The 14277-nt window shown below is 67.3% G+C and carries 15 protein-coding genes; 11 read left to right on the forward strand and 4 right to left on the reverse strand.

Annotated features, from left to right (window positions below):
* Window positions 1-494: 494 nt before the first annotated feature.
* The gene (locus O9344_RS05370) at window positions 495-1262 is read right to left on the reverse strand and encodes a hypothetical protein (protein ID WP_298473807.1); all 768 of its coding nucleotides are present in this window, start codon (window positions 1260-1262) and stop codon (window positions 495-497) included.
* A complete protein-coding gene (locus O9344_RS05375; RefSeq protein WP_298473810.1) occupies window positions 1262-2116 on the reverse strand; it encodes an FkbM family methyltransferase in 855 nt (284 codons plus the stop codon). The genes O9344_RS05370 and O9344_RS05375 overlap by 1 nt, the downstream gene beginning before the upstream one ends.
* A 126-nt stretch (window positions 2117-2242) precedes the next feature.
* Between O9344_RS05375 and O9344_RS05380 the strand changes: the two genes are divergently transcribed.
* The 10 genes from O9344_RS05380 to O9344_RS05425 all read left to right on the forward strand — a co-directional run bounded on the left by O9344_RS05380 (window position 2243) and on the right by O9344_RS05425 (window position 10055).
* Window positions 2243-3685 carry a hypothetical protein gene (locus O9344_RS05380; protein ID WP_298473813.1) on the forward strand — a complete coding sequence of 481 codons (1443 nt, stop codon included), beginning with the start codon at window positions 2243-2245 and terminating at the stop codon, window positions 3683-3685.
* Between the two features lie 80 nt (window positions 3686-3765).
* Entirely contained in the window at window positions 3766-4065 is a 300-nt protein-coding gene (locus O9344_RS05385; protein WP_298473816.1) for a PqqD family protein, read from the forward strand.
* On the forward strand, window positions 4038-4895 hold the full coding sequence (locus O9344_RS05390) for a hypothetical protein (protein ID WP_298473818.1): 858 nt from the start codon (window positions 4038-4040) through the stop codon (window positions 4893-4895). The genes O9344_RS05385 and O9344_RS05390 overlap by 28 nt, the downstream gene beginning before the upstream one ends.
* Window positions 4892-6052, forward strand: coding sequence for a hypothetical protein (locus tag O9344_RS05395; RefSeq protein ID WP_298473821.1), 1161 nt, complete (start codon window positions 4892-4894; stop codon window positions 6050-6052). Before O9344_RS05390 ends, O9344_RS05395 begins: the two co-directional genes overlap by 4 nt.
* Window positions 6049-7287, forward strand: a complete 1239-nt coding sequence (locus tag O9344_RS05400) for a glycosyltransferase (RefSeq protein ID WP_298473823.1) — start codon at window positions 6049-6051, stop codon at window positions 7285-7287. The genes O9344_RS05395 and O9344_RS05400 overlap by 4 nt, the downstream gene beginning before the upstream one ends.
* Before the next feature lie 59 nt (window positions 7288-7346).
* Window positions 7347-8138: a hypothetical protein gene (locus O9344_RS05405; RefSeq protein WP_298473825.1), complete on the forward strand. Its 792-nt coding sequence runs from the start codon at window positions 7347-7349 to the stop codon at window positions 8136-8138.
* Between the two features lie 116 nt (window positions 8139-8254).
* Window positions 8255-8443 carry a hypothetical protein gene (locus O9344_RS05410; RefSeq protein ID WP_298473827.1) on the forward strand — a complete coding sequence of 63 codons (189 nt, stop codon included), beginning with the start codon at window positions 8255-8257 and terminating at the stop codon, window positions 8441-8443.
* 38 nt (window positions 8444-8481) lie between these two features.
* The gene (locus O9344_RS05415) at window positions 8482-8664 is read left to right on the forward strand and encodes a hypothetical protein (RefSeq protein WP_298473829.1); all 183 of its coding nucleotides are present in this window, start codon (window positions 8482-8484) and stop codon (window positions 8662-8664) included.
* 51 nt (window positions 8665-8715) lie between these two features.
* Window positions 8716-8895: a hypothetical protein gene (locus O9344_RS05420; RefSeq protein WP_298473831.1), complete on the forward strand. Its 180-nt coding sequence runs from the start codon at window positions 8716-8718 to the stop codon at window positions 8893-8895.
* A 41-nt stretch (window positions 8896-8936) separates the two neighbouring features.
* Window positions 8937-10055 (forward strand): glycosyltransferase, encoded by a 1119-nt coding sequence (locus O9344_RS05425; RefSeq protein ID WP_298473833.1) that lies wholly within the window; start codon window positions 8937-8939, stop codon window positions 10053-10055.
* Here O9344_RS05425 and O9344_RS05430 read toward each other — a convergent pair.
* Window positions 10043-11230 (reverse strand): nucleotidyltransferase family protein, encoded by a 1188-nt coding sequence (locus tag O9344_RS05430; RefSeq protein WP_298473835.1) that lies wholly within the window; start codon window positions 11228-11230, stop codon window positions 10043-10045. The two genes, O9344_RS05425 and O9344_RS05430, sit on opposite strands and share 13 nt — an antisense overlap.
* Before the next feature lie 115 nt (window positions 11231-11345).
* Here O9344_RS05430 and O9344_RS05435 point away from each other — a divergent pair, with 115 nt between their 5' ends.
* On the forward strand, window positions 11346-12320 hold the full coding sequence (locus O9344_RS05435) for an NAD-dependent epimerase/dehydratase family protein (RefSeq protein ID WP_298473837.1): 975 nt from the start codon (window positions 11346-11348) through the stop codon (window positions 12318-12320).
* Here the strand turns inward: O9344_RS05435 and O9344_RS05440 are convergent.
* The gene (locus tag O9344_RS05440; protein WP_298473840.1) at window positions 12317-13327 is read right to left on the reverse strand and encodes a glycosyltransferase family 10 fucosyltransferase; all 1011 of its coding nucleotides are present in this window, start codon (window positions 13325-13327) and stop codon (window positions 12317-12319) included. The genes O9344_RS05435 and O9344_RS05440 overlap by 4 nt on opposite strands.
* Between the last annotated feature and the right edge of the window lie 950 nt (window positions 13328-14277).

Genomic DNA, 14277 nt, shown 5'->3' on the forward strand with positions numbered 1-14277 from the left:
GCGTTGAGCCGCCACGGCTTGGCCGGGGCGGTTCAAGTTCGGCTATGCGGTGCTGGTGTCGGAGCAGCGCGCGGATCGCCCAAATGTCTTGCGGCTTGAGCGGCGGTTTGGGGCCGACCAAGAGTCCCGGGCTCCATGCGCGCGGAACATTTTCGGATGATGTCTCTCTGCCCAAGACGCATCCTCCAAAGGAGGCCGCATTCGGAACAGAGCGACCATGCTGCAGCCGTTTCGCGCCTCTGAAGCGGGGTTCATCGACCGACCGGAACGCGGATGTTTGCGATGCGGCCCCAACAATCCGGGCGCTGGGTGGTGCCGCGCTCAAGCCCTGATGGGACGTGATCCCACTCTGGCGTCAGGTGGATCCCATGCCTTGCAGCCGCCGTGGCCACATCGTGGCAATCCATCGGCGAACGGTCGGCTCGCCTTCGCGCGACAGAATGTGCCTCGCGCGTGGATCCCGGTGCGCAGCTGCTGGTCCAGCCCTTTCGGTGTCATTCCGGCGCGTGGCGGACCTCGAAGTCTGGCAACCCCCAGCATTGAAGGCCCATGTCGCGGGCCATGAGGCCGAAACCCTCGGTCTCGATCTCGCCGCCGTCCCATAGCGGGTGAGGCTGGCGCGCCGCCGGGCTGGCGAGACCATAGCGGTAGGGAGGGAAGATCAGGCCATCACGGTGCAGGTCGGCCCGCACGAACAGCACCGTCCCGCCAACCGCATCAAGCCTCACGGGTGCGCCTGTCCCCCTGAGGTCGTGCATGGTCTTCTGCCCATTGTCCGTCCAGGCATTGAGGTCGAAGGTCCGCCCGCCCGGTTCGATGACGCAGTGGGGGTGGACGATGTCGAGGCGGAGGGCGAGCAGTCTTTCGACGAGATCGGCGGGATAGTCCACCACGTCCACGTCGATCCACAGGACCCAGTGCTCGTCCCGCAGCGCCCGGAACAGGAGCTGGTTGCGGGCTCGCGCGAGATTGGCACGCCGGAGCAGCTGATAGGCCGGCGCCCAGCGTGGCACGTCGGGAGGCATCCGGAACCCGTAGTCCCGCTTGACCAGCGTCACCGAGCGGCAGCGCGCCTCGAGCGCCGGCCGAGAGGCCTCAAGGGCCTCGAACGTGCCGTCGCTACTGTCGCTTTCGAGCAATCCGATCGACAGGCGCTCGCGCGGTACGGTGAGCCGTTCGACGAGCTCGCGGTGGCGCGGCAGATGCTTCGCGGCATTCTTCACCGGCGTGAGAATGAGGATCGTCGGCAGGGCGTCGGTCATCAGGGGCTCGCGGGAGAATGGGTCGGGGTGGCGCCTGGTGGCAGCGGAAAGGTCGAGAACACGTGGTCAACGCCTTTGCTCCAGCGATGCGTGAGCCGCGCCGGCACGCGCTGCCACACGGCTTCCCGGTGGTCGGGGAAAGCTTCGACCTGCAGATAGATCTCGTTGGTCGCCAGCAGGCGCTGCATGCCGTCCAGCGCTTCGGCCTCGTGTCCCTCGACGTCGAGCTTGATGAAGATGATGGCGCCGGTGGCATCGATGATATCGTCGAGGCGAACGCATTCGACGGTCACGGACCGATCATGCGGTTCGCCAAGGCGCGCGGCACCGTGATTGCCGGCTGACTGGTTCTCGGAGGGATCGAGGCTCGCCGATCCGTTGCGGTCGGACACCGCCCTGCGATCGATCTCGATGGCGCCTGTCGCCTGATTGAGGAAGAGCTGGGCCGAAAGCTGCGCCGCATTGGCCGGATCCGGCTCGAAACACACGATCCTGTCGAAAAGACCGGAGCGGCGGGCATGGAGGGCATAGAGGCCCCAGAGGGCGCCGATGTCGAGGAACAGCTTGCGACGAGGATCGCCGGCGAAGATCGCGGCCGCCTTCATCATCGCCGCGATACGGTCGCCTTCCCAGTCATCATTCGAGTGGACATGGAAGTCGACGATGCAACGCACGTCGAGCAGGAGCGTTCCGGCCGACCGCACAGCGAGCACCAGGTTGCGCTGCTGGGCCATGTGCGCGAGGCGGGCCGCCAACTGGTCGCGCTGGGCGGCGAGGCGATCGCGGTCGGCAAGGACCTTGCCGAGCCATGGTGTGCGGCGGGCAAGGCGACGCAACCAGTTCGGGATGGCCAAGCGCCTGCTCCTGCGTCAAGACTGTTCAGCGAACTATTCCATCGGCGGTTGGCGATGCAAGGTCCGCCGGGCACGAGGACCGGGCCAGTCGCCGGCCGATGTCGGGACTGGGGGAGGGGCATCAGGATGGGGGCGGGCCCGGATAACGAAGCGGCAGACGGGCAGGGGAGCAGGGGCATCGTCATCTGCGCTGGCGGAACGACGATGTTCGTCAACGCCTATGTCCTGGTGCGCGTGCTGCGCGACACACTCCATTGCCGGCTGCCCATCGAGATCTGGCACATGGGGCCGGGCGAAATGTCGCCGGCTATGCGCGCCCTTCTCGAAGCCCATGGTGTGACCGTGATCGATGCCGCCGTGCCCATCGCCGAAGCGGGCGGCCTCATCCGGGACGGCTGGCAGCTCAAGGCCTTCGCGCTGGCGCATAGCGGTCTGGACGAGGTTCTCCTGCTCGATGCCGACCAGGTGCCTGTCGAGGATCCAACGCCCCTGTTCGCTTGGCAGGCCTATCGGCAAGCCGGCGCTATCTTCTGGCCCGACATTGTCGACCTCACGGCCGACAATCCGGTATGGGCGCTTCTCGGCCTGCAAGGGCGCCGCACGCCGTCGATCGAAAGCGGCCAGGTCCTCGTCGATCGTCGCCGCCACCGCGCCGCGATTGCCTCGGTGCTGAATCTCAATGAGCGCGCCGATGAGCTCTATGAGCTTGTCTATGGCGACAAGGACACCTTCCTGCTCGGCTGGCTGATCGCTGGCGCAGACCATGAGATCGTGCCCCATCGCCCCTTCGTACATCCGCGCGCCTGCGTGCAATGCGACTTTGACGGGCGGCCGCTGTTCCAGCACCGCACCAACGCCAAATGGTCGCTCGGCGCCAAGCAGGTGCCCGTGGACAATTTCGTCCACGAGGCCGATTGTCTCGGCTACATCGCCGATCTGCGCCGGCGCTGGAGCGGCAGAATCCATCACGGCCCTGGCCGAAGCCTGGCGGCACGATACGTGGAAGCGGCGCTTGCCAGCCGCCGGGGCACGCTCTCGTTTCTTGGGGGGCCAAGCCTGGAGTTGGAACTTCTGCCCCACGGTGAGATCGGCGCCGGACGGGATTTCGAGCGCGCGAACTGGGCGGTGATCGATCGACCTGATGCTCCCGAGGGATCCGACCCCTTCACACTCATTCTCGAGGGGGGCCTTGGGCGCTGTTTCGAACTTCATCCGGCGGCGGGGGAGCACTGGGTCGGTACAAAGCTCACCGCGCCCGGTGCAAGTGCGGCCCTGCATCTGGCCGAAAGCCCCGTGCAGGCCTCTCCCGGACTGTTGCCGGTCTTCCTCGCCGCCGCCGGTTATCCGGCCTGTTCCGATACCGTGCTGGAAAACGTCCTCAGGGTGCTTGACGGGGTCGAGCCGGGGGTTGCCGGCCGCTTGCGGCATCATGCGGCCTCCCTCGCAGATCCCGAGCGCCTTGTTGGCCTCGCGGCGCGGCTCGAAGACCATGCGGCACGCCGGACTGACGTCGTTCGGCCCGCCGGCATGTTGGCGACCACCTATGCCGACTACCGGCGACCGTCCTAGCATCGCTTGCACCCGCCGATGCAGTTCCGCTAAGCGTGACCCGATCTTCGATAAGCCAACCGACGGGAAACCGCGACAGCATGGCGCCGCTTGACGACGACCAGATTTTCACCGCCGACGAAGGCCTGGAGCTCACCCAGGTTCCCGATGGCTATGTGATCTACCAGGTGCGCCGGGATCGCGTGCATTTCCTCAATCCGTCGGCGGTGGCCGTCTTCGAACTCTGCTCGGAGGGTGTGGCCGCTCCGGAGATCATCCGGTACCTGCAGGATGCCTATCAGCTCCCGGCGCCGCCGACTGAGATGGTCCGCGAATGCATCGCCATGCTGGTGACCGAAGAGCTGATACGGCCTTGCAGCCCCTCGTTGTCCGCAGCCTGACCCGCGACTATCGCCTCGTGGCGGAGGGTGAGGCCAGCCTCGGCCCTCTCGCCGCGCTGGAATGCAGGCCGCATCTGCCGGACAGGGACCTGCCGCTCGTCAACGTTCCCGTTGCCTGCGAGAGCGGCTTCCTCGCCATGACGCTCCCCGACGGCCAGCGTGTGAAGGGAGATGCGCACCACATCATCGAATCCTGGAACCAGTTCCTCAATCGCGACACGGGGCGAAGCCATCCGGGCACCGCCTTTGTTCCAGCCGGCTCCGTCATCGGTGACGGTGGCCGAATCCTTCTGGTCACCGGTTCGCCCGGTGACCGCAGCACTCTCATGCTCGACCTGCTGGCGCGGGGGCATCGGGTGGAGGGTGATGACCACGCTCTGGTCGACTGGAGCAGCGTCACCATGCGACCCCGCCGTTTGCACGCTCCTGCCGATCTGGCGAGCCGTATGTCCCACGGCGCATATCTTCTTGAAGGCGCCCCGCGGTTCAGCGGCTGGCATAGGCAGGTCTCCTTCGCGGTGGATCCGTCCCTTCCGGGCCAGCCCTGGACCATCACAACGGGGCCTGTCGCGCGCCTCGTCTTTGTCGAGCCGAATTTCGGTGGTCGCTCGGTCATGGGGCGGATGTCGCCCGATGCCGCACTCGCGCGCCTTCTGGCGCTTGCGCTGATGCCGGAGTCGCAGGTGCCCATCGCCCTCGCCAAGCTGAGGGGCCTCGCCGTCTCCACACCGGCCCATGCCCTTTCGCTGGGCGATCTCGACGGGGCCTACCGTCACCTGTCCCGCCTGCTGTCGGGCGACGGCAATGGGCGAAGAGGACCGGTTCAATGACCGGGAAGGACAGCCCTCAGCCCGCCGACGCCGGCCGCGGCATCGTCATCTGCGCCGGTGGCAAGCGCTACTTCACCTGCGCGTGGATGCTGGTGTCGCTGCTGCGCCATCACGGCTGTCGCCTGCCGATCGAACTCTGGCATCGGGGACCGGGCGAGATCGACCGCGGCATGGCTGATCTCATCGCCACGCGGGGCGTGGACGTCCGCGATCTCGGCGAGCTCGCGGGTACCGCCTTGGCCGCTACCCCCGAGGCGTTGCGGGTCGCCGCCATCCGCGCCAGCGGCTTCTCGCAGGTCATGTGGATGGATGCCGATTGTGCACCGCTCGCTGATCCCGAGCGCCTGTTCGACTGGCCAAGCTATCGTGACACCGGCCTCCTGCTGTTCGGCGACGGCACCGATCTCACGGCCGATCACCCCGCCTGGGCAACGCTCGGTCTCGATCCCCGGTCTGTCGCAGGCGTCGATGCGGGGCTTTTGCTCGTCGACAAGACGCGACGGCAAGACGTGCTCGAAGCCGCGCCGCAGGTGGCGACAGCTTTGGCAGCGATCACGCGTCCGGGCCGCCGCAGCCCCGCCGCCCTGCTGCTCGCGGCCATTCTCGCCGATGCACCCTTCGGCATGGCGGATCGCCCACCATTCGAGGTCGAGTACGACCTCGTCCACCGCGACCGCGACGGCGAGGCGCTGGTGCAGCATCGACTGACCGCCAAGTGGAACTTCAGCGGGCAGGACCGCGAAACGCCCTCACCGGAGACCACGGCTGCGGCCCGGGCCGCGATGGCTGAGCTCGTGGACCGTTGGAGCGGCGCCATTTTCGTGCCGCCCGGGAGGGGCGCTGCGGCCTTGGCCTGCGAGGCCGCGCTGGCCGCCAAGCGCCGCTTCCTCTACCAGTCCGCCGATGGCACCTGGCGGCGGCTCGATCTCCACCCCGGCGGACGCATCGGCGAGGGACGCGGCGATTTCGAACAGCACTGGGCTGTCGTTGACCAGGATGGTCGGCTGATCCTCCAGTTCTATTCTGACATCCGTCTCACCATTGCCTTTACCGATCTTGGCGATGGCACATGGCGGGGCGCGAGTTGCGGGCCGCCGGGCTTTGCAGCAAGGCTGGCGCCCGAGAATTGTCCCGGCCTAACCGTGACCGTTCCATGAGCGGCAAGAGCCTTCTCTTCATAGCGCCGGCGTCGCCCGCGCCGGACGGGAACGGCCTGGCCATGCGGGCCCATATGTTCCTCACCGCCTATGCCGCTGCCGCGGATGTCGACCTCGCGGTGGTGCCGGTTGCAGGCGCCGCCGCGATTGACCCGCGCGCGGGTCGGCTCTGCCGTCGCGCCGCCATCATCGGCCTCGACGGCGTGGATTCGCATTTCGCGCTGGTCCGCGCTGTCGCGGATGACGACGCGCGGCTCGCCGCCTTTGCCCGTTACGGCGCACCCTCCATCACCGCGCCTCTGACGGCAGGACTTCGGGCACGGCTCGCCGCATTTGCCGGCGGGCAGGCCTACGACCTCGTCCATGTGTCGCGCACCTATCTCGGCGGCCTTGCCGATCCCTGGGTCAAAGCAGGAGCGCGACTGATCCTCGATTGCGACGAGGCTGACGGCGACGTGCTCCGGGCTATCGCCCGTCTGGAGCGCCGTGGAGGTTCTGGCGCCGCCGCGGCCTGGACGATGCTCGATGCCGGCCACCATGACGGGCTTGCCCTGCGGGTCCTGCCGCGCTTCGGCCGGCGCTTCGCGTCATCGCACGGCGAGGCGCGCAGACTGACGGAGCTCACCGGTGCCGAGGTAACGACCGTGTCCAACCCGGCGCCGCGGCTCGCGCCGCTGCCGGCTGCTCCGCCGCGGCCCGATCCCCTCATCCTGCTGGTCGGAACGATGAATTACGCGCCCAATGTCGACGGCGCCATCTGGTTCGCCCGCACTGTGCTGCCGCGCATTCGGCGCGGCGGCGCATCAAAGGCAAAGCTTCTGATCGTCGGACGGCGGCCAGCGGACCCGGTCCTGCGTCTTCGCCACCAGTGCGGCGTGGAGGTCGTCGGTTCCGCGCCTGACCTCCGGCGATACTATCGACGCGCTGCCCTCGTCGTGGCACCGCTGCGGGCAGGGGGAGGCACCCGCATCAAGCTGCTGGAAGCTGCTGTCCTGCGCCGACCGGTCGTTGCGACGGCGATCGGCGCAGAGGGGCTCGGCCTGCGCCACGGGCGGGACCTCATGCTGGCCAATGATGCGGATGGCTTTGCCCGGGCCTGCCTGGTCCTGCTGCGCCAACCGCAACTCGCCCAGCGGCTGACACGCAATGCGGCTGCCTTTCTCCAGTCCCGGCACGATTCCCGGATCATCGGCGGGATCATCCGGTCCTCGGTCGGGCTTGGCGGTGGTCAATGACAGCGCCCTCCGAGCCTTCGGCGGTCATCGCGCGGACATGGGCCCACAGGGTCCGCATCGTGTCGCCCGATCCGGCCATGCAGGCGTGCCTCGGCTATCTCGCCTGCGACCCCGACGTCGAGGGTCCCGAGCCCAGCGAGACCCAGGTCGAGGTGGTCCGGGCCGGACGTCACTGGCGGATTGTCGAGCCCGGCCAGCCCGAGAAGCACACCCTTGGCCCCGAGGACACGCTGGCCCACCTTCACGGCCGGCTGTTCGAGCTGTCGTTGACGGACCGGCCAGGCGCGCCGATCCTCCATGCGGCAAGCCTCGTCAAACGAGGCCGCCGCATCCTGCTGGTGGGGCAGAAGGGCACGGGGAAGACGACGCTGACGCTGTTGCTCGCGTCCCGCGGCTTCACCCTCGAGAGCGACGAGAACCTGTTCATCACCGCCTCGGGGATCGCGGCCCGGCCGCGCGGCTGCCGTATCAAGGAAGCCTCGCTGTCGCTGCTCGGTGACCTCGCACCAACGATCGAGCGCGCGCCCTTCATCGTTGATTGGCGGGGTGCGCGCATCTTCAACGTTGATCCTCGGTCCCTCGGCATTCGCTGGGCGGTGGCGGAAGGCCCCGCTGATGCCGTCATCCTGCTGCGGGCGAACCACGGTGGGGTGTCGAGCCTGCGCACCATCCCGGCCATGGCCATGGTGCGTGGGCTGATGGGCGAGATCGCCTTGCAGGCCGGCGACCGGATCTCCGGGCCCGCGCGTCTGGCGCGCCTTGCCGCCACCACCAGTCGGTTCGACCTGTCGCTGGGGGACCTTGGAGGCGCGATCCATTTGCTCGACGATGTGGTGGCAAGCCTGTCGTGAGCCGCTGTGTCCCGGCGAGCGCAGCGCGTGACAAACTGCGGGTGCGGCCTGGTTACGCCTTGCACCAGGCTCGGCTGCGTGCTTAGGACTCACGCTACGTCACAGGAACTCTTGGCATGAAACCGGAATCGCCGAAGTCTGCCGACACGATCGATCCGTCCAAGCGCGAGCTGCTCGATCGCATCGCCCGTGGGGCTGCTTTCGCGGTGCCCGTGGTGGCATCCTTCGCGATGGACGGTCTCACGGTTTCGAAAGCCCAGGCGCAGGTTGCCAACGGCTCCGGGGTCGTGCCGACACCGACCTAACCTTCCTATTGTTCGTCCCGACCGACAGGCAAGGCCAGATGACCGACGACACCCGCAAGACTGCCGACATGATCGACGCCGAGAAGCGCCGGACCCTCGACACCCTCGTCAAGGGTGCCGCCTTTGCCGGCCCAATCGTCGCCTCTTTCACGATGGACGGACTGGCGATCTCGAAGGCCCAGGCCCAGGTCGCCAATGGCTCCGGGGTCACCCCGGCCTGACCTTTCGGTTGCTTCGTTTCCATATCCCGACCGACCGACAGGCAAGGCCCCATGACCGACGACACCCGCAAGGCCGCAGACGCCATCGACCCGGCCAAGCGCGACACGCTTGACCGCCTGGTGAAGGGCGCTGCCTTCGTCGTCCCGGTGGTGGCCTCGTTCGCCATGGACGGCCTGAAGATATCTCGCGCTCAGGCTCAGGTCGCGAACGGCTCAGGACTTGCGGGCTGACGTTTGCCGCTGGGAATCGTGAGCAGGCGCAGCCCGGCGACATGCGCATCTCGGCCTGCCTGATTGTCCGCAACGAGTCCCGCTTCATCGACGCCTGCATGATCTCCCTCGTCGGAGAGGTCGATGAGATCGTTGTCGTCGATACCGGCTCGACCGACGACACGCTGTCGAAGCTGTCAGCCTACCCGGTCCGCCTTGGCCATTTCGCCTGGTGCGATGACTTCTCGGCTGCGCGCAATGCCGCTCTCGATCTCGCGACAGGCGACTGGATCCTCTACATCGACGCCGACGAACGCTTTCGCCCCCTGGCTGCGGACTGGCGCTCGACGCTGGCACAAACGGGTCTCGCCGCGGCTCGTCTGCATCTTCATCCGCGGGTGGGCTGGACGGCCTATTCCGAGCTGCGTCTCTTTCGTAACGACCCGCGCATCCGCTTTGAGGGCGTCATCCACGAGCGGGTGCATGGCCGCGTCAATGCGGTCTGCCGGTCGGACGGCCTGACGATCGGCGATGCACCGGTTGCGCTCGACCATGTCGGTTACGAGGGCGACCCTGTCGCCAAGGTCCCGCGCAACCTGCCGCTCCTCAGGCGCTACCTCGCCGACGACCCCAATCGCGTCTTCTGCTGGTGGCACCTCGGCGACAGCCTGCTGGCCGCCGGCGACAGGGCGGGAGCCGCCGAGGCCTGGCGAAACGGCATCGCTGCAATCGAGCGGCTGCCTGCCGCAGCCATCGAGGCCGGCGAGAGCTCCCCCTATGTCTCCCTCATCCAGCTCCTGCACGAGCAGGGCGAACCCGTCGACGCGCTTCTCGCTGCCGCAAGCGCAAGGTTCCCTCAGCATCTCGCGCTGCAATGGATGGCGGCGAAGACCGCGCTGGAGCGGGGCGAGGTCGATATGGCCCTGCCGGTGTTCGAGCGTCTGACGGCCATCGATGCCGAGACGTTTCACGATCCCCATATCGCCTACGACAAGGCGATCTTCACCCATCTGTCGGAGGAGGCGCTGGCACTCGGCCTTTTCCGGTGCGGCCGCTTCGCGGAGGCGGCGGAGCACTACCGCCGGGCGGCGCGGAGCGCTCCGCAGCCACGGGAGCTGATGGTCAAGGCCATGCTCGCTGAGGCGCGCCAGACCGCGGGCAGGCCCGATCAGGACGCCTGATCGCGGCGGCCGGCGAGGCGGGTGGCGATGCCGAGCCCATAACGGCCGATCAGTGTCACCGATTGCCGGATCGCCGTCCCGATGCCGACATCCCCCTCGGCGAGGCCGTAGCGGTGCGCGAGGGTCTCGCGGGAGAAGGCGTAGCGCATCTGGTCGAGGATGAATTCCCGGCGGCGGCGGCCATAGGGCGCGGAGGCGAAGGCGAGGGTGTCCTCGGCATGGGCCCGGGCCGTCGCATCGACGGGGACGCTTGTGGGCAGCGGCAGCGCGAACAGGATCTCCGCTTGCCGCAGCCAGCTTCCGAGCACGACCTCCTGGCCCTTGTCCGCCATATGGCTGGCGATCTCCTCCCATTGAGCCGCCGAGAGGGATGACGCGAGGCTCGCGAACTCGAACAGACCCTTCAAGGCGAGAATGCGCCGCCGATGCCCCCGCTCCGCCACCTGATGATGCAGCAGGCCGTGCAGCATGTGCCAGTGCGGCGGCAGGACATGGATATCGGTCCCGGCGAAGGGCACCGTTTCGCTGAGGTCCCAGACTGTTGCGGTCGGGAGGACCTTGCGGCCTCCGAGCGCCAGCGCGTCACGGTGGACCTCCACGGTCCCGTGCCGGCCGGGCAGCGCCATGGCCGGAGCATGGTGGTCGAAGGCCGTGCCTTCCTCGATGGGCCGATAGCCGAGGCCGAGGAGCACCTTGACCGCCTCCGCGAGATGGTCGGCAGGTACGCAGAGGTCGAGATCGCGCATGACGCGGGCTTCGCACCATGCCGTGATGGGGGCGGCGAGATGGCGTGCGCCTTTCAGCGGCATGGTGGGGATGCCTGCATCGGCCAGCGCGCGGACCATACCGGCGAGCTGATCGGTCAGGTCGACCCCGCGGGCGAGGTGGTCACGCCAGGCAGCCTCCAGACGCGACGTCACATGAGCTTCGCGGTCGGCCGCCGACACCGATCTGGGGACCGGAAGCAGCAGGCCGTCACGCCTGAGTGCATGGACGAGTGGGATCAGCACGCCCTGTTGTTGTGCCATGGCAACCAGGCGCGCCCAGGACGAGGTGGGCGACATCAGGCGCAGCCGCACCGCCATGCGCGATGGCCCGGACGGCGCGACCGCCAGGATGTCGCCGATCAGTGCCAACAGGTCGGTGTCGTCGATGGAAGGGGGCAGGAGCTCCATGGTCGCAACCTAACCAGCAGGGGCCGGGACGCAATCGGACCTCCCTCCTGATCTTGCCCTTGCCCTCTGCGAGCGCTTTGATCCGGTCCGGCAAAGCGGGCGGGGACCGGCAGGCATGGCGCGACGGCGAGCACTGGTTCTCGGGGCAGGGGGCTTCATCGGCAGCCATCTCGTCCGTCGTCTCAAGGCCGAGGGCGCATTCGTGCGCGGCGTCGATCTCCGGCTCCCCGCCTTTTCGCCCTCGGTTGCCGACGACTTTCATGTCGCCGACCTGCGCCATCGCGAGACGGTGGAGGCGGCGCTCGCCGATGACATCGACGAGGTGTACCAGCTTGCCGCCGACATGGGCGGGGCGGGCTATGTCTTCACCGGGCTCAACGACGCGGAAATCATGGCCAATTCCGCGGCCATCAACCTCAACATCCTGCACGTCCTTCGCGCGCGGCCGGTGGAGCGCGTCTTCTTCGCGTCCAGCGCCTGCGTCTATCCGGCCCGCAATCAGACCGATCCCCGGGACCCCCGGACTGCCGAATCCTCCGCCTATCCGGCCGAACCCGATTCGGAATATGGCTGGGAGAAGCTCTTCGCCGAGCGGCTCTACGCAGCCCATGCCCGCAATTGCGGCACGGCCGTTCGCATGGCGCGGTACCACAACATCTACGGTCCTGAAGGCGCCTGGACCGGGGGTCGCGAGAAGGCGCCCGCTGCCCTCTGCCGCAAGGTCGCAGAGGCCGCCGATGGTGGCACCGTGGCCATCTGGGGCGATGGGGACCAGACGCGGTCCTTCCTCTATATCGACGACTGCATCGACGCGACGCTGGCGCTGATGCGCTCCGACCATGCGGGGCCCCTCAATGTGGGATCGGAGGAGATGATCTCCATCAGCGCACTCGCCCTGACCATCGCCGACATCGCGGGCAAGCGCATCAGCCTCGTCCATGAGGACGGGCCCGTGGGTGTCCGCGGGCGCACGTCCGACAACCGGCTCGTGCATCAAGTGCTGCATTGGGAGCCGGTCTGGACGCTGCAAGCCGGGCTTGAGGTGACCTACCGCTGGGTGGCGGGTCAGGTTGCAGCCCGCGCCTCCTAGCCGCGCCTCCTCGCCGCAAGGCGGGCGCGCCGCAGGCGACGCAGCTTGGTGCGCAGATAGGCCAGCGGGCCGAACGGCAGACGCGGCCGGTCGTCAGGCCCCCCCGTGGGAAAGCGGGCGCTCGCGACTTCCAGAACACGTGCCAGAACCGGGCGGTCGAGGTCCCGCATCCACGTCACCATCGCCTCTGGCAAAGGCTGGTCGCGCCACGCGAAGTAGCGGGCATAGGCGGCTGCGTCAGCCCGCAGCGTCCGGAGATGGTCGGCGAGCGCGCCGGCAGACGGGAAGTCCGCCGCGTCGATATAGGACCCGGGCGGAACGAAAGCGGCGACGTCCCGTGTTCCCCGGTAGATGGGCACGGTCCCGGCGAGCAGCGCGTCGAAGATCTTCTCGGTGACGTAATCGGGGGTCGTGGCGTTCTCGAAGGCGCAACAGAAATGGTATCGCCCGATCGTGTCCAGCTTGGTGCGACGGCCGAGATCTGGTCCGCCGAGGTCGCGGTTATGAAACAGCTTGCCGTAGGAATCGACCCGGATCGCTTTCATCAGGTCGAATGCAAAGTCATTGCGACCGTTCCGGTCGACATTGGCGGACTGGAACAAGACGGCCGGGGCGAGTTCGGTTTTGGCCGGCACAGGCTGCGCCAGTGCCAGGCGCCAGTCCTCGGCGGAGGGCAGATAGGGGGTCCATATGTCGGCGATGCGTTCATGGCTCATCACCAGGTCGAACCGGGCCATGAAGGCATCGTCTCGCCAGAGGGGATAGTGGGCCGGACTTTCCATCGTATAGGCGACCCAGATCTGGCCCGGGCGTCGCGTCGCGTCGCCGATCTCCCAGGCATCCGGGATGTGGAACAGGACGATGTCGGCCTCTCGAAGGCGTCCGCGATCGCATGTCACGGTGCAGAAGGGTGGAGATGGAGCGGTAGCGAGCGGATGCTGCCGCCCGAAAAAGGACGTGTAGATGATGACCAGCGGGCGTGGTTCAGAAGGCGAGACATCGTCCATCGGTCACCGTCGTAGCCGCAGCCTTTCCGATCGTGGTTGGGGAAATGACCGTCGCGCAAATCCATTTGCAGGGTCTCGCGCGCATGGTCCAGTCCTGTCTCTGCGCCGGGCTGGAACGACAACGCGCCTATGGGAATGCTCTCGAGCCCCTTGGCGCCTTCCAAGCGGACGGGAACGTAGATTGGCCGCGACCGCCCGTGGGCAGCAATCAGGCCACCCCCGGCGCCGGACGGTTCGGGAGGCAGCCTCGCTTGGCGTCAGGGCGAGAACGCTCAGCGGTGGTCTCGAACCACGGGCCGGTGGGTTGGCCTGACTGAGACCCAGCCACCAAGGCTGCTGCCGCCTCGATGGTCGCGGCCAATCACAGAATAGGAAACGTCAGCCGTCTTGAGGGCGCCGAGAAGACGCTACTCCGCAATCTCAATGGCCGTGAGAGCCATTCTGGTCCGGTTGGCAGGCCATCAGCAGCTGTTGGTATCGCGGCCATTGAGCCCCAACCGATGCTCCGCCTGCGGGCGCATGAGTACGGACAGACAGTCTGCCTGACATCGTGTTGAACCAGTCGAAGCGATGTAAGCCCGCACAGCCTCGCACGCCCGCGGACGCGAGAATGGTGCCCCTAGCCATTTTCACGTTGTAGGTTACAATATATTGATATTGTTGATGTAATTTTAGCAGAATTCTTGCTGATGCCAACATACATACCAACACTCACTTTTGGCTTGCATCCAGCTAGGGGGATGGCGGTCCAGAACGTGACGCGCCGGCTTGTCGGTTCGGCTGTTACGCACCCAGGCCACTGGGAAACAGACGTTCCAAAGTCTGGCGGGGGCCCGAGAGCGATCGGAGCCTGCGTCAGCTTCGCGCCTCTAAAGCTGACGCGCGCCCCTTTTCGGACAGCGGACATTCGTCGGTCAGTTCCTCGAGGCGCTCTGTGCACGCCCCTCGCC

Origin of the sequence: Phreatobacter sp., assembly GCF_027532945.1 — a bacterium.
Taxonomy (GTDB): domain Bacteria; phylum Pseudomonadota; class Alphaproteobacteria; order Rhizobiales; family Phreatobacteraceae; genus Phreatobacter.